The following is a 23,093-nucleotide window of genomic DNA, read 5'->3' as shown; positions in this document are numbered from 1 at the left end:
TACTCAAAAATATTTATAATTTCAATTTTTTAACAAATATAAAAGGCTAAATCTCAATTGATTTAGCCTTTTTAATGTTTATAGTATAGATTTTAACAAATAGCATTGGGACGAAAACTATTTGTTTACCTTAGGTGCTGGATAATCAAAGCCCTTTGTATCCACCTCTACCTTTTTCATCTGCTGATCTTCTAGTGGTTTATTTGTAGCATCTCGCTCTGCTCCAACAATGGCATCAACTGTTTCCATACCTGCAATCACCTTGCCAAAAGCAGCATATTTTCCATCAAGATGTGATGCTTCCTTTACCATAATGAAAAATTGTGAGCCCGCTGAGTTTGGATCATCTGAACGAGCCATCGAAATAAMACCACGTTCATGCTTCATATTATTTTCAAATCCATTTGAGGTAAACTCACCATCAATCGAATAATCAGGTCCTCCAGTACCATTCCCTTTAGGATCTCCACCCTGAATCATAAAATCAGGAATAACTCGATGGAAAATAAGACCATCATAGAATCCATCTTTTACTAAAGCAATAAAGTTAGCTACTGTATTTGGTGCTACAGTAGGCTCCAATTCAATAACAATTTTTTCATCATTGCTCATCGTAATCGTCACAATTGGATTTTCCTTCACTTTTGACGCATAATCCATTGTTTCTTGTGTTTCTTTAGCTGTTTTTCCCTCAGTTTTCTCACTATCCTTAGCTGTACCACAGCCTGTCAAAACAACAATAATGGCTAGCGTAGATAGCATAAAAAACAAACCTTTATTACGTACGAACATATCCTTTTCAACTCCTCTTGTTAAGCATCAATTTATTATAAAACTATCCAAACTGTAGGACAAATCTTAATAACTTATAAAAAATGGGCATAGGTTCTTTAATCCTACGCCCATTTTATCTGAAGTCATGAGGAAACATAAATACATTAATGTATCATACTTCCTGATTATTCATTCAATTTCGGTTCATTGTTCTTTTTCATAAATTTAAAATCACTACTAGGATATTCACACATGGATCACTTATAAATTTCTGACACTTTAAAAATGTCCACACCCTATTGTCTATAATTCATCTATACCTTTAAAATTGACAAATATATATTAGTTAAGCAAAATTAACTTAACTAAAAAGATTTAAATAGATATATGAAGGATGATAAATCTGTGCATGATTATTTAATAATAATAGACAAAATCAATCAACAATTTGAGCAGTTTAAATTGTTAGTTTTACAAGAAACAAAAGAGATCGAAGAATTACAGAATTTCCACTTAACCCCCCAACAGGAAATTATTATGAGTTATATAATTCGAAATGAACCAGTTATTGCAAAAGATTTAGCAACTCATTTCGATATTTCAAAAAGTGCAGTTAGCCAAGTTATTTCAAAGCTTGAAGAAATGAATATGATTTATCGTCAAGAAAATTTAACAAACCGTAGAGAGACCTTTATTTATCTTGGAAATAGAGGAAAAGAGTTTCATCAGCTTATTAAAAAAATCGATGAAATTCTTGTGGAAAAATATTATTCCAAAGCAAGCTTAATAGAGTTAAAAAATATTCTTGATACATTAAATAAAATTGTCGGAAATAAAAATCAAATTGATTAAGGACTAATAAAATTATCTACCTATCTAAGCTTACCCATTTTTCAAAACAGTGTAGCAAAGACTGCCTTTGGTAGATTAGATTAGATTAAATTAACTTTAATTGTAGATTTAGAAAAAATGATTCAGAAATAAAGAATACCTTTGAAAATTTCATCCTAATTTATAATGTTCGAATAATGTATAAAGAAATATATTACAGTTTTCCTACACAACTATATTATTTTAAACTATTAATCATTTTTAATATTAGCTTCGAAATAGTAAAACTGGTCTTCTATTATCTCTTTTCTAAGCAATGGATCAGGCGCTTCGCCCTTCACATATTGATCAAAAAAGGCCAAAATATACTTATTCATAACTTCATGAAAATGATCTATATCAATATTCCATGACAATAAAGGAGAGAGATAAGGGAAATCAGTAAAAGAATAATGATCTCCTGCTATAAAAGTGAGCATAAAAGTATCTCCCCTGATCCCCTCCTTATAGTGATAATCAGCAAGCTCTGTAATTTTATCATGGTACTTTTGAAATTCTTCTGTAGTTATATTCGTATATTGTATTTCTTCATCAGGTATGTAAAGATAATTTTCATCTAAAATAAACATAAAAGGCTGATTAAATCCTGAGCTGGCTACTGGCTCATGCAATGGGCCATCTATATTGATTCCTGCTGAAATTCTTCTATCATCCAACAATGCTTGAGCAGCTGTTGAACCTCCATATGAATGACCAAATATACCTATTTTGTTCATATCTAACTTTCCAGTAAATAAATCTACAGGATCCTTATCATTTATGATAGTTAATTGATCAATCACATAGCTCATGTCTGTCGATCGAGTTTTAACATCTTTCTCATCTGCAATATTAAAGGAATAAGAATATGCGTTTTTCTGATTCATTATTTCTCTTCCATCTGGAAACTTCGTATAAGCTGCATCATCTGTATGGTCAATGCTTACAACAATATATCCATGGCTCGCCATTTCCTCCATTTGAGAAAAATTTTGCATTCTTGTACTGCCATATCCATGAGAAAATAAAAGTACAGGGAATTTTTCGTGTTTATTGGTTACAGCTACATCTTTTATACTATTAGTTTGTCCATACTTTAAATATTCAAATAAAACGCGCGGTGTAGAAAAAATGAATTCCATTGTTCCTGACCATTCTTCGTATGGGAAGGGTTCATAATGTGTTTCCTTCACATCCTTTTCCACATCTGTCGGATACCATATCTGTATCATCAATTCCCGAACTTTTTGTGCTGAGCTCTGCCTGGATTCGTCTTTCAGATGTCTTGAATTCATGCCCACTTCAAAAGGTCCTGTAGGCTTAGGAAGTTGAAAAACAGGCATGACTGTTACTAACACAAAGCTACTAATCGAGTAAATGATAATAAATAAGATATATAAAAACTTTCTTACCTTTCTTTTATTTTTCACGTTCCCAACCATGGATTTTACTTTTTTTCTGTTCGTTTGTATGAGTACCTTCATTGTTAATACAGATAAAAGAATAAACAAAATATAACTTAATCCCATTTGCCATCGATAACCCTCAAACCCCAAATGAATAATTAAAACGATAAATGCACTGATGTTAGTTATTAATTTTATTTTTACATCAAATTTAATAAGAAAAGAAAATAACCATATAATATGCACTACAATTAATATCTCTTCAAACAGCCTCAATAATATCATCCCCTATCAATAAATCATTTAGTTTAGTTAACTTTACTTAACTTTAAATTACAATAATCTAATTGTCAATTTTTTCTGAAGTTTTTTATAAATATTGTTTAAATCCCATAAGGTCATATGATCAGAATATTCCAAATGCTATATAACAAAAAAATACTTACAGTACAAACCAAGATAATGGCTTGTATTGTAAGTATGTTTCTAAAAGAATTTTTTTACTTTTTACTAATTTTAATTTTGCATCTTTAAAATGTACTGAGATATCGGTTTTAATTACTGTACTATACAATTCATTAAAGTTTGAAAAATTAGGAGCAGCCTAAATTTAATTAGTTCACGTTTTATAATTAAGTATAGCGTCAATAAATCATAATTCCCTTGTCTAATACAGATTGATTTTGTACCTGATTCCCTAAAATATATAGTTTTTTTAAGTTGGGCAAATTCACTAAGGGTTCTACATTCGAAATAGCATTATTTTCTAAATGAAGCACCTCTATTTGTTGCCAATTTCCCAAGAAATTTAACGATTGTAGTGAACTATCTTGTAAAGTGAATGAACGTAAATTTGTAAAGCCAGCAAAGTAAGGCATGATCTTATCTACTTCTTGCACCCATTCCCCATTACCAATTTGAATGGAAACATCATTTAAAGTTAAATGCTCCAGCACGTTGTTCGTAAATGGCTTGCTATTCACCTGAAAATTACATTCATTACAGTTTAACATTTTTACATGCTGCAAATTGAATAAGTCATTGGTTTCATAAAAGAGGGTCTCATTTAAATTGATTGTTTGCAAATGAGGTAGGTCATTTAATGAACGAATACCTGTAAGAATTCCATACTCCATGACTGTAAGCTGTTCTAGCTGTGGGTATTTCAGTAGTTCTGCACCATTCAATTGCGAATCCGATCCACTTATAGAAACCGTCAAATCTCTTAAAGCGGGTGCTTCTAGCTGTGGTAAAAATGAACTCTTCAGCTCTGCTTTTTTCAAATGGGGCGCTACAATCGATGAAATATCACCATGATAGCCAGTTAACGATAACTCCGTCAATGACGTTAGACTGTTAACCATATCCAACAATTCCACTTGACCAGGAGAAGCTAAACGTAGCTTTGTTAAAGATGACATATTTCTAAGTCTATCTAAATTGATGATATTCATGTTTTCAAGATCTAAAGATTGTAGTTTAGGCATATTTTGTATAAAATCAAGCGTTTTTAAATTTCTTACTGAGGTAAGTTTTAATTCTTGTAATTGAGTCAATGAGTATAGTGGGCTAAAATCTGTAGCTTCACTAATGTCTATTGCTAACGATTCTAGATTAGTTAGTGTAGACAGCCACTTTAAATCATTAATTGATTTTAAGGAAAGTGATTTCAGCGATAATTTATTTAGAATCTGAAAATCTGTCACCTCTTCAGCCACATAAGATAGTTCTAGAGATTGAAGATTGGGGAACTCTAATAATAAAGCAAGTTCATCATTACTTCTAATTTGGATAGAGAGCTCTTTAACATTAGACTTATCACTAAAATATCCTGCGATTTTACTAAATGATTCATTAAAACTACCTGTATAACTTTTTAAGTTTTCAAGATGTTGGAAGCTTACTTTTTCACTTTGTGATATTTCATAATCATTCATGAGCTTTAAAACCGTTAATCCAGTAAAGGCCTCAAAGTCCTTTTGTTCAATTTTTTGCGTATTTAATAATTTATCCATAATGATATAAGTAGAAATTTTAGCTTCCTTATTTGTAAAAGGATCTTCTAGACTATAATCAAAATGCCATTGATCGTCAGAATAGTAGGCAGCCAAATATCGAATACTTGCAATCTCTTCTTTTGCTGGCATCGTCCCACCTTTATCAAAAATATCTTTTAAAAAGAACAGAAGAACTTCACTTTCAGGCATTGTTCGAACGGATAGTTCTTCACGGTTTCCATCCTCTATTTGATTACTACTTAAAAGAAAATACCCAAGGAATACACACATCATGACAATTGGTATCATAAAGAGCAGCTTTAAATTTGTTTTTGGACGGGATGTTGTATGAGGAGAAGCTGTTCCATAATAATTATTAATCGTTTGACCAACATAATAAATTTTATTCTCTTTCAACATGATTTCCGTATCACAAAAAGGACATTTGAATGTTTGCTCTTCTTTATATTCAATTTTCCCATTACAATTTGGACAATTTAATTTAATAAATTCCACTGGCAGCCCCCCAGCACTATTTTTCCATTAAGCTTAGTTGTCTAAAAAATAAATGTCAATATTTACGAAGTATAGGCAAGCAATCTAAAACTAAATTTTAAGTGTCTAGCCAGCTGTTTGAATTCTTTATAACAGCAGAATTTAATAAATCTAACTAAATTTACAATAATCCTATACTTGGGTTATTAAAGTTTGCCCAGGCTATATCACTGTTAATGTACCTAACCATTCTATAGGCTACTGGCTTAAAACCGCACTTAGGCCAAAATGCCGATGCAGCAAGATTAGTTATTCTCCAATCTGTAATGATATTCTCATAGCCCGCCTCTTTCATCCTTCTACAGCCTTCATTCATCAACTTTTTTCCCACACCTCTTCCCATTTGAGAAGCGTAAGTACCTGCAATCGTTAGCTCTATTGCATGCTCAGGTGTCATCAAATCTGAATGTATAGGATAATATTTTTGAAATCCTAATTCCTGCCCATCCTTTACTGCAACGAAACATGTATCATCATTCTCCTCTACTATACTTTTATATGAGTCTTTTATGCTCATGACAACCTCAGGGAATACAGGCTCAAATGTAGGTGCGGAATTTTGATACGATTGAATGATCCTAGACATTTTCCCCATCATTTCACTATCCATTTTATTTGCAACCCTAATCTCTGCATTACATGTATTTTCAAATGGTTTATAATCTCCAATGTTCATGACCCCATGTACTTGTTGTATAGAAAAGCTTAATCGTTGGTAGGCATCATAGTAAGCCTGATTTCCAAGAGGAATTATCGTGTAATGCATAAAGCAACCTTGCTCTAGCCATACCACTGAAATCTCTGCATATAATTTTCTAATAAGCTCAGCGGATTGATCCTTTCTGATTGCCAACCCTTCATATGGTACCCATACATGTCTGCCTCTTAGAGAGTCATTCTTGATGACTCCGATTAAATATCCTACTAGGTCATCTTTAATAAATGCTCCAATCCCCTTAATAGTATTATGAGCAAATAAGTTTTCAAGCATATTTGTTATATGTTCAGCATTAAGACAGCTGTTGTTTAGAAATGGATATACTTCACCCTCAAGGCTCTGTCTATTTTCGAGTAATTCAGCCATTGTGGGTACATCATTCACACCGATTGTTTTATATTTATATTTTCCCACTTCAACTCTCCCCCTAAATTTCTACATTATATTACATATTATATCATTATAGATAATACAGGATTTTGTTGGATATTTTTAATTACTTTCTAATCTAAGAGAGCCAAAGTCTAATTACAATGATGAATTTCTATCCTTAAGCTAAGCCAATTAACTATGTAGAAATAAAATAAATATGATATCTTTTTGCAAGGTAGTATTTTGGAAAGAGAGGATTTTTAGCAATGAATCAAAAAAATTTCTGGCTTGATTTACCACGGCCATTCTTCATTTTAGCTCCCATGGAGGATGTGACAGATGTTGTATTTCGTCATGTCATTCAGGAAGCAGGGAGACCCGATGTATATTTTACGGAATTCACCAATACGACGAGCTATTGTCATCCAGATGGGTTAGATAATGTACGTAACCGCTTAGCTTTCACAGAAGATGAACAGCCTATTGTTGCACATATTTGGGGAGACAACCCTGAACATTTTCGTCAAATGAGTATTGGTATGAAGGAATTAGGCTTTAAGGGAATTGATATTAATATGGGTTGCCCAGTTGATAATGTAGCAGAAAGAGGTAAAGGAGCTGGATTAATTCTTCATCCTGACCTAGCCGCAGATATTATTCAAGCAGCCAAAGCAGGAGGCTTACCCGTTAGTGTCAAAACAAGACTTGGCTTTACGGATGTAGCAGAATGGCGTGAGTGGCTTACACATATTTTAAAACAGGATATCACCAATCTTTCTATTCATCTCCGTACAAGGGAAGAGATGAGCAAGGTCGCTGCACATTGGGAATTAATTGGAGATATCAAAAAACTACGTGATGAAGTTGCTCCCCACACATTACTGACGATCAACGGTGATATTCCTGATCGTTTAACAGGTCTAAAACTAGTTGAGCAATACGGTATCGATGGTGTAATGATTGGGCGCGGGGTGTTTTCAAACCCATTTGCCTTTGAAAAGGAACCTAAAGAGCATAGCGCCAAAGAATACCTTAATTTACTATACTTACACCTTAACCTTCATGACCACTATTCCAAGGAATTCGAAACACGTTCATTTAAAGCATTACAACGTTTCTTTAAAATATATGTACGTGGCTTCAAAGGGGCTAGTCAATTGAGAGTTCAATTACTGGGTGCACATTCTACGGATGAAGTCCGTGAATTACTAGCTACGTATATTGCCCACGAACTAAAGGAGAAAAAATAAGAGGAGATTGGCTATCGCCACTCTCCTTTTTATTTGCTTTTACTTGTAATCATTTATTGGGCCTTTATCCATTAGAACTTCTACCATATTAGAAGAGCCCATCTTCAGCTTAGGTCTACGTTCAGAATTTGGTTCACTATAAAGCTCTAATGGGCTGATAATCACACCATCTGGAGTATTATGAAGTATTCCAGGTACACAGGAATAAATTCTATCATTATTATTAGCATTTTTAGCAAAAATAGTAACGGAGGTTCCATTATGATTATCTATACTCATAGACACCTTATATCTGTAGAATGAGCCTGTGCCATTTGATTGGGCGGAATAAACCACAGGAACAACAGCTAAAACATTATTATTTAATCTCAATTTGATTACTTCAGTTTTTGTTGAACCAGCATCTCTCCCAACATCCCCCATGTGTTCGACTACCCCGTTGTGAAAACTCCTAAGTGGAGGTGTATTTTTCGCCCCAAACATAGCTACATCGATCTGCTGACCATCCTTTGTATAGACTAAAGCATATATATCGTAGTCAGTACCAGTTTGCCATGATACCGTAGCAGTAATTTCAGGCGTTTTATCAATGATAACTGGCTTTTGACCTTTGGTGAGACTGACATTCCCTTTTACCTTTTCAAGATTTATCTGTGATAACATGCTTTGTCTATTTGTACTTTCTGGAACATTTAATGATTGATCAGGTTCTATCAGCATTTGTTTTTTTATAGTTGTTGATTTAGAAAACTTGTTTTGTTCTTCAGGTTCAACCTCAACACCGTAATTTTTACATAACCCCTCTAACCCAGAATCAAATCCCTGCCAAATAGATCTCACCTTTGTCTGACTACTTCTTAGATATAATTCTAATACTACGATTCCATTTTCATTTGCAAAATTAGCTGGTGCTAAATTGATAATATTGTTATCAGTACATATTTCTGCCTTTAAATTTTTCACATTTGAAAAACCTTGGCTATTATCTTCTGTAAGTGTTATAGCTATTTTAGTAATACCTTCAGGGATTTTACTCATGTCAAAATTCATTTTATGTATTTTTATATTCCCTACAATCTCAGATGGTATCAGGGTAGCTGCACCAGATAAGCTAGTTGGTTGATTATAAAATATAATGCCGCTATCTCCTTGTACCTTGTTTACATCCGTTAAAAGGAATGCAGTTAACGAAATATCGATCGAATTAGACATTTCGTAGCTAATAGTAACACTACCTTTTTGGGAACTTATAACTGTATTTGCTCCCATCTGAAGGAATTGAATCATGTGAATCCCCCTTATCCCCTTATTATGTATAGATATCAAATTGATAAAATTGTAAAGTTAATCTTCCAATTAAAAAATTCGAGTAATATTTACAAAATCCTTCTTTAGAGGAAAATAACCGGAAACAAACACTGTTATTTACAGAAAACCAATCTAATTTCTCATAAATGCATTTTATGATATGATGTTTAAATTGTGTGTCTACTAAGTAGCACAGTTACATTCTTCAAAGAAAGAGGTATTTATGCATCATACACAGTTATCCAAGCGACATTGGTTACTTATCTTAACACTTGCATTATTAACATTTGTTCTTGGGACAAGCGAATTTGTTATTGTCGGGATCTTAACTGATATTTCTTCAAGCCTTCATATGACAAATGCAAAAGCAGGCACACTCGTTTCTGCGTTCGCTATCACATTTGCCATCGCTACACCACTCGTGATGTCAGCAACAAGCCATTTTCCAAAGCGTAAATGGATGTTGTTTTTGATAGGTTCCTTCATTGCCTTAAATGCTCTGTGTGTAATTTCAACGAGCTATATTATGCTCCTTATACTTCGGGTTATGACCGCGATTGTAACAGGTGTATTGATCTCTCTAGCCATGATTGTTGCAAGCGAAACCATGCCGATTAATAAACGCGGCCTTGCTATATCATTTGTTTTCGGTGGTTTTACACTGGCCAATGTAGTTGGAGTACCCATTGGAATTGTAATCGCTGAATGGTACGGCTGGAATGCCACTTTTATGTTAACCACTCTTCTCGGAGGGTTGGCGTTTGCGGCATCTTTTTTTGTCTTACCTACTCGACTCAGCCAAGTACGAAGCTCAATACGGGATCAATTTTCTTTAATGATTCAGCCTCGAATTTTAATTGCCTTTTTCATTCCTGCTCTCGGTTTTGGTGCAACCTATGCAGTCTTTACGTACCTTGTTCCTATTTTAAAGGGAATGGGTGCACCAAATAATTCTATAAGTTTAATCTTATTCGGCTACGGCTTTCTTTCAATTTTCAGCAACATTCTTGCCGGTAAAATTGCCACTCACAATGCCATCGGCCGACTTCGGTTTGTCTTTCTCGCACAAGCTATTGTATTGACAAGCTTATTTTGGACAACAAACCATTTTATTTTAGGATTAGCGAACATCGGACTAATGTCACTTATGGCCATCCTCTTAACAACATCTACTCAACTTTATTTAATAGATTTGGCCGAAATTTATAAACCAGATGCTAAAGGACTCGCTGCTTCTCTTATGCCCGTGGCAAGTAACGTAGGCATCGCTTTTGGGTCTGCATTAGGCGGCATTGTATATCATCAAGGAAATTTGATGAATGTCACATGGGTCGGTGGTATAGTTGCCGTCAGTGCAAGTCTACTAACTTTCTTTAGTTATCATTTAGACCTTAAACAAAAGAAAACAGCATAAAAAATGCAAGAGGTACCTTAGAAAGAATATAAATCAAACAGACCCATTCGAATAAAGCGAATGGGCCTGTTTTTAAAAAGCTTACTTGTGATCCGTATCTTCATAATAAGGAATAATTATTCTGGAATAATATATTTTTCTTTCATTGGCCCAACTTTATTTAAAATAATTGCGCCAATCATTTGTATAATCGTCTTCACAATAATTTGCCCCAAAATGGCGGCAGGTACCGCTTCCCATGGCAATATATTGGCACCAAGTGGACTTAAGCCGATTACTACGAAAATTGCAGAATCTAGAAATCCTCCAACAATACCACTGTAGAACACACGCCAAGCCATTGGTAATTTTAATCGAGTATAAATTTCAGTATCGGCCGTTTCTGCGACAACAAATGATAGTGCTGAGGCTACCACAATTAAAAGTGTATCACCTAGTAGGAATGACACCACAGCTGATAAAATTAAAGCTGTAATAATAAATAAATACGTCTTTTTTCTACCATATTTATTTTGTACTAGATCCCGAAAAATAAAGGTGGCCCCAATTAAAAGCGTTCCCATTGGAACAATAAACATACCAAAATGGAATGGTGCAAATGCTGCCGTTACCACATTAGCAATAACAATAGATAATAAATAAAATAATATTCTCAAACTATTACTCCTCAAGTAAATTTAATTTTTGTAATGGCACACTATACACCTCTTTTATTTCCCCACACAAGGGCATGTAACTGTGGCAGTACTTTAACATCTCTTAAATCCTCATCCTTCATTACTCTATCAATCAGTGCACGATATTTATCCAATAAATCCATCATTAATTGTGAATTATCAGTTGCCGTGAGATCATCATTACCGACTTGAAGATAAAAAGGAATCATTGGATATCGATGGTGAATTTGTTTAGCATAATCGTAATCCTCTTGATTAAAAACGACTATTTTGAGGGATACATGGTGATTGCTGTTCCGATCTTTAAGTTTTTCGAAGATATAAGAGAGCACCGAGTAGTCTGTGGTCATTCCAGAACTAGGTGGCTTTGGTGAAATTGTCAGTTCATCAATCTCATACATCCACTTTTGCCACCTACTCCCCTGTGTTTCTACCCCGATTTTTATGTCATTTTCTTTTAAAATGGCAATAAGCTCTGCTAAATTCGGATTGAGTGCAGGATTGCCGCCTGAAATTGTGACAAATGAAAAACCATTGCCCCCTAAACGTTTCAACTCAGACCAAATCTCTTCCGCTGTCATTTGGACAATAAGGTGCTTTCCACTGCCGTCCCACGTAAACGATGAATCACACCAAGAACAGGAATAATCGCAGCCCGCAGTTCTTACAAACATCGTCTTCTGGCCAACGACCATACCCTCTCCTTGAATCGTTGGCCCAAAAATCTCGATAACAGGTACTTTACTCAACTTCCATCCACTCCCTTCTAGCTTCTGCATAGCTTGTTGGAGTCTCGTAAAGCCTGATAAACTCTACACGCACACCGTTATATCCTTCATCACGCAAGGCCTCAGTCAACTTTTCGTAAATCCAAACAACAATGTTCTCTGCCGTCGTATTCATGGGTGGAAGCGTTTCATTTAAATAACGGTGATCCAAATGAATCTCTATTTTATGTTTCCATATTTCTTTTATATCGCCGAAATCAATCATCAAACCACGTTCATCTGTGTAGCCACTCAGTCCTAATATAGCTCGATAGGTATGCCCATGTAGATTTTTACATTTCCCTTCATAATGATGTAGATGATGGGCAGCATCGAAGGTAAATTCTTTGCTTATGAGAACACGCTTTGCATGATATTTCAATTGATTTCTTTGAATATCCACATCAATTCTCTGGAGTCTCTCAACGATTTTAAAATCTGACATGCCTTAAGACTCCTTCCTATAACTTAAATACTCATCAAGCCCTTTATTTCGCAATTTACATGCTGGGCATTCACCACATCCATCTGCTATGACACCGTTATAGCAAGTCAACGTTCTTTGCCGTACAAACTCAAGTGCCCCAAGCTGATCAGCTAATTCCCATGTTTGTGCCTTATTCAGCCACATCAAGGGTGTATCAATCACAAAGGAATCATCCATCGATAAATTTAACGTTACATTTAAGGATTTAATAAAGACATCTCGGCAATCCGGATATCCACTAAAATCAGTTTCACAAACACCTGTTACAATATGCTTTGCCCCTACTTGGCTCGCTAAAACGCCCGCAAATGAAAGAAAAAGGAGATTGCGGCCAGGCACAAAAGTCGATGGGAGCTCACCATTTTCTCCGTCCTTCACCTTTATGTCTTGTCGTGTCAATGCATTCGGAGCAAGTTGATTCAGGAGAGACATATCAAGTATGTGATGCTTGATACCAAGCTCCTCTGTTATCACCTTCGCACAGTCAATTTCAAGACGATGCCTTTGACCATAATCGAAAGTTACTGCCTCAATCTCTTCAAAGCGTTCTTTTGCCCAGAACAAACAAGTTGTGCTGTCCTGACCTCCACTAAATACTACAATTGCTTTTTCCTTTTTCATCTATAAAGACTCCCTTATATCGAAAAAACAGCACTCTAAGAAAAAGTGCTGCTTTCTTCTTAGTTTTTTTAAGAGGGTAGCTAAAAACCTCTGTCTTGCTTCATTTATCGATTATCAATTTTTTCTGGGTTAAGATCGTGGTTCATTAAACGATAATTGGCGATTTCTTCGTATTTAGTTCCTGGCTTCCCATAGTTACACCATGGATCAATCGAGATACCCCCACGTGGAGTAAATTTCCCCCAAACCTCTATATATCTTGGATCAAGTAATGCAATTAAATCATTCATAATGATATTCACGCAATCTTCATGGAAATCGCCGTGATTTCTAAAACTGAATAAATACAACTTTAGAGATTTACTTTCAACAATTTTTTTATCTGGGATATATGAAATGTACATCGTTGCAAAATCCGGCTGATTTGTAAGCGGACATAAACTGGTAAACTCTGGGCAATTAAACTTAACAAAATAATCTCGATTAGCATGAAGATTATCCACTGCCTCTAATACCTCAGGTGCATAATCATAGGAATACTTTGTACCTTGATTACCTAATAGGGTCAAATCCTTTAATCCTTCTTGATGACTTCTGCCAGACATAAAAAAACCTCCTTGTAAAATGTTTCCCAACACTTTTCAAGAGAGGCATCACCAATCATTCTATTTAAAACATAAGTAAACAGATAAAAAAAGCCACGTCCGATATGGACATGGCAAATTGTCATGTTTCCATAGTTTTTTATAGAGGGTATCAGCTATGAACCTCTCCCGTTCTAGTCCGGGCATTCTTTTCTTCAATATCGTACAAAAAATAATACAGGACGTCAAATGGATTTTTTATAAAACTCTTAAATGATAAAAAGTATGAATCACTGTAAGTCAATACTCATTTGAAAGTTCTACTTTTTTATTAAATTACTAGGAAAATAGAATTAATCCATTTTTGACAAAGTAATACTAATTATCAATATTTTGAGATTTTTCAATATTCCGATATTCGAATTATCTCACCTGTGATAAATTGGAAATATCACACTAAACCGAAAAGTGTGATAATTAAGAGCGGAGGGAGAAATGAGATTTGAAAAAGTTTAAGTTTACGAAGTTTTTAAGTAGTATGATAGCTTTCGTTATGGTGCTTTTTCTATTGGTTCCATTATCGAGTGCTAATGCTGAAGATTCGAAACCATTCAAGCAGGATAGCCAAAGTGAAAGTATACTTCAATTAAAGGCGGCTATCGCTGAACAGCTAAGCTTGTCTAAAGATGGTCCAACTCTTCACGAAAGCTTACAAAATGTATCAGGCAATCAAGAAGTTGCAGTCATCGTACATTTATCTGAAAAGCCTGTGGCACTAGAGCAAGGAATGAGCCAATTGAAAGGCCAAAAGTTCTCTAATGCGCGAGCAAATGAAGTTCGATCAAATGTAAAATCTCAACAAGCACAAGTTAAGAAAGAATTAGCTACTAAAAATGTTCAAATGACTCAAGGCTACACATTTGATACTGTTTTAAACGGTTTTGCAGCAACTGTGAAAGCAAATGATCTCCCAAAGCTGCTTTCAATAGAAGGAATAACATTAATTGAACCTGATGCAATTGTTTACGCATCTGAAGATAATACAATGAAATCATCAGAACTGATTAAGGAAGATCAACTAGAGGCTCAAATGAATACAAGTATTTCTTTCCTCGGCATCGAACAGCTTTGGAATGAAGGAATTGAAGGACAAGGTATAAAGGTAGCAGTATTAGATACTGGTATTGACGCAGATCACCCTGAGTTCGCTGGAATTTACAAGGGTGGGAAAAACTTCATTCCAAATTCATCAACTTACACAAAGCCTCGGGCAGATGACGATGCATCGGAAACCTTGCCTTCTGAGCGTCCTGCTGGAACACCTGAATTTAATGAAAAGGGAAGCTCGTTCTATACTTCTCACGGTACCCATGTTGCTGGAACTATTGCAGCAATTGGAGCTAACAATTTCGGCATTAAAGGAATTGCTCCAAAAGTAGACCTTTATGCTTACCGTGTTCTTGGTGCATATGGAAGTGGGGCTACATCTGGTATTGTTAAAGCAATTGAAACGGCTGTAACAGAAAAAATGGACATAATCAACCTTTCTCTTGGTGGGGGGGCTAACTCTGAAACGGACGCTGGTTCATTTGCTATTAATAATGCAATGATGGCTGGAACAATCGGAGTAATTGCAACAGGGAACTCCGGCCCAAATCGAGGAACAATGGGCACGCCTGCAACCGCTCGTTTAGGAATTGCTGTGGGTAACACAACAAATCCAGAAACAATGTATAACGGTGAAGTGAATGTTACAGTTGGTGACTACAACTTAACAAAACAGCTCCCATTAATGGGAACAACTTTTGGAAGGGATTTAGCAACACAGCTTCAAGGAGAATTTGACCTAGTTGCTATTCCTGGAAACGGAGAAGTAAAAGACTATGAGGGAATCGATGTAGAAGGTAAAGTGGCATTAATCTCTCGTGGCAGTATCGCATTTGTTGATAAAATTGCGAATGCAAAGGCAAATGGAGCAGTCGCCACAATTATTCATAACTTTGCTGGTGGAACAAATGCACCTAATATTTCAGGTACATTCCTGGGTGATTCTTTTGCTTTTCTACCAACATTCGATATGTCCCAAACGGATGGCAATGCAATTCGTGCTGCATTAGCCGGTGGAACTGGAAAAGTTAGCTTTAGTCAATTTACTTCCACAAAGACACTGGGAGATGAAGTAAACGATTCAAGTTCCCGTGGCCCATCTATGCCAAACTTTGATATTAAACCAGATGTAAGTGCACCTGGAACAAACATTATGTCAACGATTCCAATGTATAAAAAGGACTTCCCTAATGCAGATTATGCAGAGGCATATGATCGTAAAACAGGAACTTCTATGGCAACACCGCATATTACAGGTATTGTTGCATTACTTAAACAAGCAAATCCTGATTGGAATGCGTTCGACATAAAAGTGGCGCTTTCTAATACAGCAAAGGTTTTAGATAAAACAAAATACGATGTGTTCTCTCAAGGTGCAGGTCGTGTAAATGCTTATGCTGCAGCACATCCAGAAATTCTTGCCTATGCATTGGATAGTGCAATTTTAGATGGAACAGGAGCTGTTTCAGAAAACTTAAAAGGGACAGTTACTTTTGGTCCACAATCTCTTAAAGACCAGGATATTTCCGTAACGAAACAAGTTTTAGTAAAAGATATAAAGGGTCACGGCGGTAATTATAATGTATCAATTGATGTGACAAAATCATTTGGTGATGCAACTGTTACAGTCGACCAGCCAACATTTAATCTAGTTGGTGAGCAAGTGTTAAATCTTACATTAACGGCTTCACAAGCTACAGCTCCAAACGGCTCGGAAATACTGGGGTATATTCACATCAGCGGTGGTGCTACAGAAATTTCATTGCCATTCGCAGCTGACTTTGGAAGTGAGGCAGTAACTGAAATTAAAGATTTAAAAATTACAGAAACAGACCTCTCCTTTAATGGAGATGGCGTGAAAGATTCAGCTGTACTTTCATTTACATTAACTGGCGATGTAACAACTAACTATATCGAGCTATGGGATATTATGAATCCTCAAGGTGGAGAATATGGTGATGGCTACATCGGTTATCTACATGCAGGTACTGCGCTAGGAAAAGGCTCTTATACGCTGAATATCGCTGGGCAATACAAACCATGGGGAACAGAACCTGCCACAACAATTCCAGATGGTCTCTATACTATTGACTTTACTGGTCTTTCGGCATCAGGGGTAGTTTCCGATTATGTTGGACCAATTATCGTGAAAACGACTAAACCAGAAATTACTGGTTCAGTAGCTGAAGGTGTCGCTACAGGAAAGGTAACAGATAAGTATATCGACTACAATGAAGAGTTATATTTATATGGTTTAAACTATAATTTAAATGATAAATTAAAAGCTTCCTATATTGCGACTGTGAATGGCGAAATACAAGCGCCTGTTCCTTTTGAATTAAATCAAGACGGTAGCTTCACATTCCCAGTAACAACAGAAACTAATGCTGTATCATTAAAAATTGAAGACGCTGCTGGGAATGTTGGTGAAGCACTAATATTTGAAAAAGATGTAGTTGAACCAAAAGTAACACTTTCTGTCAATCCAACTGAGCTAGACCTAACAGCTGGGGAATCTGCACAACTTACGGTAACAGAGACATCTACTCCTCCAGAAGGTGAAGCAACAGAGGAAGATGTAACTTCAAAAGCAACTTATGTTGTGGGAGATGAAAATGTTGCAACAATAGCAAATGGATTAGTAACTGCTGTAGGTGAGGGCACGACTACGATTGCTATTTCATATGGTGATCATGAAGTTACGGTAAATGTTACAGTAAAAGCACCTGTTGTAGAAACACCAATCGTAACACTAGAAATTGACCAAGCTCAGGTTGAAACTAGAATAGGTAAAGAGGTTATGGTTAAGATTACTGAAGTAACTACTTTTGAGGGTAGAACAACAGAAAAAGATGTTACTACGCTTGCAACCTACGAAGTAGCAAATGATAAAATAGCTACTGTAAAAGCAGGGGCTGTAAAAGGTAAAGGTCAAGGTACTACGACAATTACAGCAACGTATGGTGACCACACATTAACATTTGATGTATTAGTTGAAAAGCCGGGCAATGGCAATGGTAACGGCAGTGGCAATGGTAACGGCAACGGCAATGGTAACGGCAACGGCAATGGTAACGGCAACGGCAATGGTAACGGCAACGGCAATGGTAACGGCAACGGCAATGGTAACGGCAATGGTAACGGCAACGGCAATGGCAACGGCAACGGCAACGGCAACGGTAATGGTAATAATGAAGTTACCGAAGTTGAGTTATAATTAAATAAGTACAGTTCCAGCAAAAAGAGAAATTGCGCTTTGCAATTTCTCCTTTTGCTATTTAAATTTCACTTACTCATGATAAGGTTGGCTGTAACGAGTCTATGTGCAGTTTTTCTGTACATGCTTTATCTAGTAATCGAATATTTAATGTAAAACCATAAGAGATCCTAACATTACCGTTCAGAACCTTTTAGTTTTATTTAAGCATTGTTGCAGTTAAAAATTCTCGTGTTCTCTCCTCTTTTGGATAATTGAAAAATTGTTCAGGTGTGCCGCGTTCAATAATTCTCCCATCATGCATATAGACAATCCAATCAGCTACCTCTTTTGCGAATCCCATTTCATGGGTTACAACAACCATAGTCATTCCTTCTTCAGCCAAATCTTTCATGGTTGTTAAAACCTCTCCCACAAGCTCAGGATCGAGTGCCGATGTTGGCTCATCAAAAAGCATAATGTCTGGTTCCATCGCAAGTGCTCTAGCAATCGCCACCCGTTGCTTTTGCCCCCCTGATAGTTTACTAGGATAGACATCCGACTTATCCTCCAAACCTACTTTTTTCAGTAATTGTTTTGCTTTGATGATAGCTTTTTCTTTGTCTACACCCTTTACCATAACAGGTGCTTCAATAATATTTTCTAAAACCGTTTTATGTGGGAATAAGTTGAAATTTTGAAACACCATCCCAACCTTTTCTCTAATCTTGTTAAGATCATCTGTCCGTGGATTGACTTCGTTTCCCTCAATTATAATATTGCCATTATCTTTTCTTTCTAAAAAGTTCAAGCAGCGAAGGAGGGTGCTTTTCCCTGACCCACTCGATCCTATTAGACAGACAACATCGCTCTCGTAGACTGTCATGTCGATATTTTTCAATACATGTAAGTCTCCAAACGATTTATTCAATTGACTTATTTTAATCATTTCCTTAGTGTCCAATTTTTTCAGCTCCTATCTGTCGCTTACTGCTAATTTTAATTCAGTTCGGTTCACTACAAATGTCATCAACGCTACCAGCAATAAATAGTAGACTGCTACAATGAGTAAGTAGGTCATTTCATCGAAATTATTCGACCCAAGTGTTGTCGCCACATTAAATAGCTCATTCATGGAGATAAATGCGGCTAACGATGAATCTTTTAAACTTATGATAAATTGATTGCCTAAAGGCGGCAATGCTCTACGGAATGCCTGTGGGAGAATAATCCTTCTTAATGTCAGTGTCTTTGTCATTCCCAAAGAGCGTCCTGCTTCAAATTGGCCATTATCGACTGACTGAATTGCTCCCCGAAGGATTTCAGAAATATAAGCTCCATTATGTAGCGCTAGAGCAAGGGAAGCAGCCCAAAAATCAGGAAGAAGGAAAATCCCGCTAATTCCGAAGTAGAGGATAAATATTTGAACAATCAGTGGTGTTCCTCGAACCAAATAGACATATATATCTGAAATAAGTTCTAAAATTTTTATATTAGAAATTTTTAATAAAGCAAAGACTAGTCCGATGATGATTCCCAGTAAGATAGAAACCACCGTCAGCTCTAATGTTAAAAGCATAGCTTTAAAGAATACACCTTTTGTTTCCATTAGTATTTGAAAAAAATGCGAAAAACTTGGCAAAGTACTACTTCCTTTCTTTTATAGCATTGGTTTATTCTGATTTTTTGGTAATGTCCTCACCAAAATATTTGATACTAATTTGAGTCAATGTTCCATTTTCCCGAAGTTGTTCCAAAGATTCATTAACTCGCTTCACTAGCTTTGGATTATCCTGAGGCAAAACAATCGCTTGTTCACTGCGATTAATTAATTGTTGTCCTTTAATCTTAAAACCTTCCTTTTCAGCAGTTTTTCCTGTAACAAAATCTGTAATTACTGCATCATGACGCCCACTGCTTAATGCCTTTAATGCTGTAATGTCGCTGTCATATGTTTTGATGTTGTCTGTATACTTGGAAGCTGTATCGGCATATGTTGATCCTTTTGCAACAGCTACTTCCTTTCCCTCTAAATCTTCGACAGTCCTAATTTTACTATCTGGTCTGGTGAAAATTTTCGGTCCTGAATAATAATAGGGGGTAGAGAAAGAAACATGTTTACTCCGCTGCGGGTTAATCGTGTGACTTGCAACGGCTGCATCCGCTCTTCCCGTTTTCACCCCTTCAACAATCCCTTTGAACTTGATTCGTTTCTGAACCGGCTCAAGGCCCATTTCCTTTGCAATCGCTTCACCAACCTCAATATCAAAGCCCGACATTGTAAGATCGTCATTTATATAACTAAATGGCTTAAATTCCCCAGAAGTAGCAAAAACAAATTGATTTTTATTGATCAGTTCAGATCCATCTTCAAGCTTCTGCTTCTCTCCACAACCAGACAACATGCAGGCTACGATTGTACTTAAGACCAATAAAAACTTTTTACTCAACAACATGTTGGCTATAACTCCTTTCTCTTTCGATTATTCCTACAATCCTTTCTTGCTATATAACTTGCTTATGATAGTTAATACCCAATCCACTCCCAATAAAACAAAAAAGTATCAGGCACTTTTAATAGTGCCTGATACTTTTTCTACAAATTTTGCATTATATAATTATCTTTCAAGTCTTCTCTTTCCTCTAAAAATGTAGCTTTTTAGATGTATAGAACTAAGAAAACCGCACTTACTTATGATACGGTTCACCCTTCATAATCCTAAAACTACGATAAATCTGCTCGACTAGCACAAGCTTCATGAGCTGGTGAGGAAGTGTCATCTTACCAAAAGATTGCTGCTCATCTGCACGCTTTAACACATCTTCATGTAGACCGAGGGAGCCACCGATGACGAAGGCGATTTTGCTTTTGCCGTAGGTCATGAGGGATTCGATGTCGGCAGCCATTTGTTCGGAGGTTTTCATTTTGCCGTTGATGGCTAGGGCAATTACATAGGCATCTGGACTGATTTTCGTTAGGATGCGTTCGCCCTCTTTTTTCTTGACGATATCCATTTCGGCTTCACTTAGTTGTTCAGGTGCCTTTTCGTCTGGCACTTCAACCAAATCCATTTTTGCATAGCCGCCAAGACGTTTTACGTACTCATCGATCCCCATTTTTAAGTACTTTTCTTTTAGCTTGCCGACTGATACAATCGTTATATTCACACGTTATCCACCTTTACAATTCATTTACAAACAAATTATCCACAAAAGTTATCAACATATCCACAAGCACTCTCTATATATTGTGTAAAGTTATTTACTTGATACAATATATTCTGCTGCCTGTTCACAGTAGCTACACTTTGTGGATAACTTTTTATCCTCTTCGATTTTATCCATAATTGGGAACACTTTTTGCTCTGCTACAAACATGTCTAAAGCGTGATCTATATGGCTTTCACAGCTGTACTTTTCCATTTTTTGATGTCTCCTTATTTTCCGAAATTTCCACAAACTTATTCACAAATCAGTCTATGTTATCCACAATCTATTGTAACAAAGTAATAGCATGTATGGAAGAAGTGCCTTTTACTCCCGATTTACTGTGCGGAATTAGTATTCACAATTTTCTAGTTATCCACAATATTTCATAAAAGTATTTTCTCCATCCTCATAAAAAAAGCGATGGAGATTGATTAGATCTCCATCGCTTTTCATCTTCTTTACAATGTATTACCGTTTGTTAATGTTAGTGATAGCTCGACTAATTTACCTTGACGGTACACTTTTAATGTTAGCTTATCACCAATTTTTTTGTCATTATATAAATGTTTGCGTAAATCAATAGTTGTTTCAATTTTTTGACCATCCATCTCTACAATAACATCGTATTGTTGAACCCCTGCTTTTGAGGCTGGTGAGTTATTCATGACATCTGTTACAACAACGCCTGTTGTCACCTCTGCAGGTAATTTTAATGTTTGTTGTTGATAGAATGATGGCACATCTGTTAAATCTGCAAGTGAAACTCCCATTGTTGGACGTTTCATTTCTCCATTTTTCTCTAGTTCCTCGATAATTGGAATAGCTGAATTAATTGGAATAGAGAACCCTAAACCTTCAACTGAGGATTCAGCAATTTTCATGGAGTTAATTCCTACTAATTCTCCAGCTAAGTTCACAAGTGCTCCACCACTATTCCCTGGGTTAATCGCAGCATCTGTTTGCAATACTTCTTGTTGCCAATCTTCTGTGCCATCACCATTTAAGTCTACTGGTACAGAACGGTCTTTACCTGAAACAACACCAGTTGTCACAGAACCATAGAAGTCTAAACCAAGTGGGTTACCAATGGCAATCACTGTTTCACCTTGTTTTAATACATCCGAATTCCCGAATGTCGCAACTGTTTTAACATTTTTAGAGTTAATAGAAATAACTGCAAGGTCCGTCCAAACATCGTGACCCACTAATTGTGCAGGTTCTTTTGTTCCGTCTGGCATTGTGACCTCTAACTGCTTTGCCCCTTCAATAACATGGTTATTTGTGATGATAAAGGCTTTGTCACCTTCAATTTTATAAACGACACCTGAACCGCTTCCTGCTTCTTTTGTTGTCGTTGATGGTGGGCTCCAAAAACCTCCGCTTGTGACTTCTTGAATATTTGTGATACCAACAACTGCTTGTGAGGCTTTATCAACTGCAGTTGTCACATCTGTCGTTACTTCTGTAGCTACCTGATTAATTGTTGTGTTATTTTTTCCTGTATTACTTGTTGTTGTTCCAGGCATTTGATTGACAAGTCCCGGTAGCATAAGCCACACAAGTAAGGCACCTATAATGACACCGACCAGACCACTAAAGAAATAGCCGCCTTTACCTCCTCCACCTTTCTTTTTCATGCGCTTAGTCTGTATTTCTTGCTCCTCGCGCTCTAGTCTTTCTTGAAGAGGTGATTTCGGTACTTCATCATTTTTAAGGAAATCACTGTTTTTATCATCATCTTGGAAATAGCTCATGTTCGTCATCCTTTCCTTTGAGTGCT

20 protein-coding genes and 1 riboswitch are annotated in these 23,093 nt (G+C 36.1%); of the genes, 4 read left to right on the top strand and 16 right to left on the bottom strand.

What is annotated here, in order from left to right; all coding sequences use genetic code 11:
• Positions 1 to 117: 117 nt before the first annotated feature.
• Complete coding sequence (locus ACHZEU_RS13865; RefSeq protein WP_404803504.1) at positions 118 to 792, bottom strand: peptidylprolyl isomerase; 675 nt, start codon at positions 790 to 792, stop codon at positions 118 to 120.
• Between the two features lie 387 nt (positions 793 to 1,179).
• Between ACHZEU_RS13865 and ACHZEU_RS13860 the strand changes: the two genes are divergently transcribed.
• Entirely contained in the window at positions 1,180 to 1,626 is a 447-nt protein-coding gene (locus ACHZEU_RS13860) for a MarR family winged helix-turn-helix transcriptional regulator (protein ID WP_269898057.1), read from the top strand.
• Positions 1,627 to 1,856: 230 nt separating this feature from the next.
• Here the strand turns inward: ACHZEU_RS13860 and ACHZEU_RS13855 are convergent, their stop codons facing one another.
• From ACHZEU_RS13855 to ACHZEU_RS13845, 3 genes are all read right to left on the bottom strand, one after another.
• Entirely contained in the window at positions 1,857 to 3,326 is a 1,470-nt protein-coding gene (locus ACHZEU_RS13855; protein WP_269898058.1) for a hypothetical protein, read from the bottom strand.
• Between the two features lie 368 nt (positions 3,327 to 3,694).
• Entirely contained in the window at positions 3,695 to 5,563 is a 1,869-nt protein-coding gene (locus ACHZEU_RS13850) for a leucine-rich repeat domain-containing protein (protein ID WP_404803502.1), read from the bottom strand.
• 160 nt (positions 5,564 to 5,723) lie between these two features.
• A complete protein-coding gene (locus ACHZEU_RS13845) occupies positions 5,724 to 6,734 on the bottom strand; it encodes a GNAT family N-acetyltransferase (protein ID WP_048395273.1) in 1,011 nt (336 codons plus the stop codon).
• 224 nt (positions 6,735 to 6,958) lie between these two features.
• Here ACHZEU_RS13845 and ACHZEU_RS13840 point away from each other — a divergent pair, with 224 nt between their 5' ends.
• A complete protein-coding gene (locus ACHZEU_RS13840) occupies positions 6,959 to 7,942 on the top strand; it encodes a tRNA dihydrouridine synthase (RefSeq protein WP_404803501.1) in 984 nt (327 codons plus the stop codon).
• Positions 7,943 to 7,981: 39 nt separating this feature from the next.
• Here ACHZEU_RS13840 and ACHZEU_RS13835 read toward each other — a convergent pair whose 3' ends face one another.
• Positions 7,982 to 9,229: a TerD family protein gene (locus ACHZEU_RS13835; protein ID WP_048395269.1), complete on the bottom strand. Its 1,248-nt coding sequence runs from the start codon at positions 9,227 to 9,229 to the stop codon at positions 7,982 to 7,984.
• Positions 9,230 to 9,473: 244 nt separating this feature from the next.
• On the opposite strand from ACHZEU_RS13835, the gene ACHZEU_RS13830 reads away from it, so the two are divergent.
• A complete protein-coding gene (locus ACHZEU_RS13830; protein ID WP_066038346.1) occupies positions 9,474 to 10,664 on the top strand; it encodes an MFS transporter in 1,191 nt (396 codons plus the stop codon).
• Positions 10,665 to 10,780: 116 nt separating this feature from the next.
• Here the strand turns inward: ACHZEU_RS13830 and ACHZEU_RS13825 are convergent, their stop codons facing one another.
• The 5 genes from ACHZEU_RS13825 to queF all read right to left on the bottom strand — a co-directional run bounded on the left by ACHZEU_RS13825 (position 10,781) and on the right by queF (position 13,821).
• Positions 10,781 to 11,320 carry a VUT family protein gene (locus ACHZEU_RS13825; RefSeq protein WP_054548832.1) on the bottom strand — a complete coding sequence of 180 codons (540 nt, stop codon included), beginning with the start codon at positions 11,318 to 11,320 and terminating at the stop codon, positions 10,781 to 10,783.
• Positions 11,321 to 11,361: 41 nt separating this feature from the next.
• The gene (queE, locus tag ACHZEU_RS13820; RefSeq protein ID WP_054548831.1) at positions 11,362 to 12,090 is read right to left on the bottom strand and encodes a 7-carboxy-7-deazaguanine synthase QueE; all 729 of its coding nucleotides are present in this window, start codon (positions 12,088 to 12,090) and stop codon (positions 11,362 to 11,364) included.
• Positions 12,083 to 12,553: a 6-carboxytetrahydropterin synthase QueD gene (gene queD / locus ACHZEU_RS13815; protein WP_281217177.1), complete on the bottom strand. Its 471-nt coding sequence runs from the start codon at positions 12,551 to 12,553 to the stop codon at positions 12,083 to 12,085. The genes queE and queD overlap by 8 nt, the downstream gene beginning before the upstream one ends.
• A 3-nt stretch (positions 12,554 to 12,556) precedes the next feature.
• Positions 12,557 to 13,216 carry a 7-cyano-7-deazaguanine synthase QueC gene (gene queC, locus ACHZEU_RS13810; RefSeq protein ID WP_054548829.1) on the bottom strand — a complete coding sequence of 220 codons (660 nt, stop codon included), beginning with the start codon at positions 13,214 to 13,216 and terminating at the stop codon, positions 12,557 to 12,559.
• 104 nt (positions 13,217 to 13,320) lie between these two features.
• Positions 13,321 to 13,821, bottom strand: coding sequence for a preQ(1) synthase (gene queF / locus ACHZEU_RS13805; RefSeq protein ID WP_404803500.1), 501 nt, complete (start codon positions 13,819 to 13,821; stop codon positions 13,321 to 13,323).
• A gap of 125 nt (positions 13,822 to 13,946) precedes the next feature.
• A riboswitch (PreQ1 riboswitch) is annotated at positions 13,947 to 13,993 on the bottom strand.
• Positions 13,994 to 14,302: 309 nt separating this feature from the next.
• Here queF and ACHZEU_RS13800 point away from each other — a divergent pair.
• Complete coding sequence (locus ACHZEU_RS13800; protein WP_404803499.1) at positions 14,303 to 18,124, top strand: S8 family serine peptidase; 3,822 nt, start codon at positions 14,303 to 14,305, stop codon at positions 18,122 to 18,124.
• A gap of 199 nt (positions 18,125 to 18,323) precedes the next feature.
• Here the strand turns inward: ACHZEU_RS13800 and ACHZEU_RS13795 are convergent, their stop codons facing one another.
• From ACHZEU_RS13795 to ACHZEU_RS13770, 6 genes are all read right to left on the bottom strand, one after another.
• On the bottom strand, positions 18,324 to 19,052 hold the full coding sequence (locus ACHZEU_RS13795) for an amino acid ABC transporter ATP-binding protein (RefSeq protein WP_175400796.1): 729 nt from the start codon (positions 19,050 to 19,052) through the stop codon (positions 18,324 to 18,326).
• Between the two features lie 27 nt (positions 19,053 to 19,079).
• The gene (locus ACHZEU_RS13790) at positions 19,080 to 19,745 is read right to left on the bottom strand and encodes an amino acid ABC transporter permease (protein ID WP_004233396.1); all 666 of its coding nucleotides are present in this window, start codon (positions 19,743 to 19,745) and stop codon (positions 19,080 to 19,082) included.
• A gap of 31 nt (positions 19,746 to 19,776) precedes the next feature.
• On the bottom strand, positions 19,777 to 20,559 hold the full coding sequence (locus ACHZEU_RS13785) for a transporter substrate-binding domain-containing protein (protein ID WP_054548827.1): 783 nt from the start codon (positions 20,557 to 20,559) through the stop codon (positions 19,777 to 19,779).
• Positions 20,560 to 20,791: 232 nt separating this feature from the next.
• Positions 20,792 to 21,271: a 23S rRNA (pseudouridine(1915)-N(3))-methyltransferase RlmH gene (gene rlmH, locus ACHZEU_RS13780; protein WP_004233392.1), complete on the bottom strand. Its 480-nt coding sequence runs from the start codon at positions 21,269 to 21,271 to the stop codon at positions 20,792 to 20,794.
• A gap of 90 nt (positions 21,272 to 21,361) precedes the next feature.
• On the bottom strand, positions 21,362 to 21,526 hold the full coding sequence (locus ACHZEU_RS13775) for a CxxH/CxxC protein (protein ID WP_004233391.1): 165 nt from the start codon (positions 21,524 to 21,526) through the stop codon (positions 21,362 to 21,364).
• Positions 21,527 to 21,771: 245 nt separating this feature from the next.
• The gene (locus tag ACHZEU_RS13770) at positions 21,772 to 23,067 is read right to left on the bottom strand and encodes a S1C family serine protease (protein ID WP_288583357.1); all 1,296 of its coding nucleotides are present in this window, start codon (positions 23,065 to 23,067) and stop codon (positions 21,772 to 21,774) included.
• Between the last annotated feature and the right edge of the window lie 26 nt (positions 23,068 to 23,093).

It is taken from the genome of Lysinibacillus sp. S1, from assembly GCF_044986265.1.
GTDB lineage: Bacteria > Bacillota > Bacilli > Bacillales_A > Planococcaceae > Lysinibacillus > Lysinibacillus capsici.
Note: the sequence above shows the minus strand (reverse complement) of the source record. Positions and strands in the feature narration are given on the sequence as shown.